2 protein-coding genes are annotated in these 675 nt (G+C 71.4%); both read right to left on the bottom strand.

The window, feature by feature from the left end:
• Positions 1–494, bottom strand: a 494-nt coding sequence (locus AC5RUJ_RS17825; RefSeq protein ID WP_494156459.1) for a 4-hydroxy-tetrahydrodipicolinate reductase, incomplete at its 3' end; no start/stop codon positions are given.
• Between the two features lie 16 nt (positions 495–510).
• The coding region (locus tag AC5RUJ_RS17820) for a molybdenum cofactor biosynthesis protein MoaE (protein ID WP_494156460.1) at positions 511–675 on the bottom strand (165 nt) is incomplete at its 5' end.

Genomic DNA, 675 nt, shown 5'->3' with positions numbered 1-675 from the left:
GGAACGCCGGCGTCCATGCGGGCGGCGGCCACCAGCTGCGCCGTGCGGACCGCGGTGCCGGAGGGCGCGTCCACCTTGTCCGGGTGGTGCAGTTCGATGATCTCCACCGATTCGAAGTACTTGGCGGCGGTGGCGGCGAAGGCCGAGGCCAGCACGGAACCGAGCGCGAAGTTGGGGGCGATCAGCACGCCCGTTCCGGGATGCTGTTCCAGCAGTTCCGCCAGCGAGTCGCGCCTGGCCTGGTCCCAGCCGGTGGTGCCGACCACCGCGTGCATGCCGTGCTCGACGGCGAAGCGGACGTTGGCCTCGGTGTTGTCCGGGGTGGTCAGGTCGACCACGACCTGCGTCCCCGCGGCCACCAGCTCTTCCAGCGCGTCGCCACGCTTCAGCGCGGCCACCAGGTCCAGGTCAGGGGCGCTCTGGATGGCCGCGACGGCCTCGCTGCCCATCCGTCCGCCGGCGCCCAGCACGGCCACCGCAAGTTGCTCAGTCATGCCCTCCAGCGTATCGCTACTGGCCGACGCCGACCCATTCGGTGCTGCCGTCGGCGAAGTGCTGTTCCTTCCAGACCGGCACCTCTTCCTTGATCCGGTCCACCAGCTCCGAGCAGGCCGCGAAGGCTTCGGCGCGGTGCGCCGACGCGACGGCGGCGACCAGGGCCGGGTCGCCGATCAG

Source organism: Arthrobacter sp. Y3223164 (assembly GCF_059091005.1).
The sequence above is the reverse complement of the archived record's forward strand: the minus strand, read 5'-3'. Positions and strand labels throughout refer to the sequence as shown.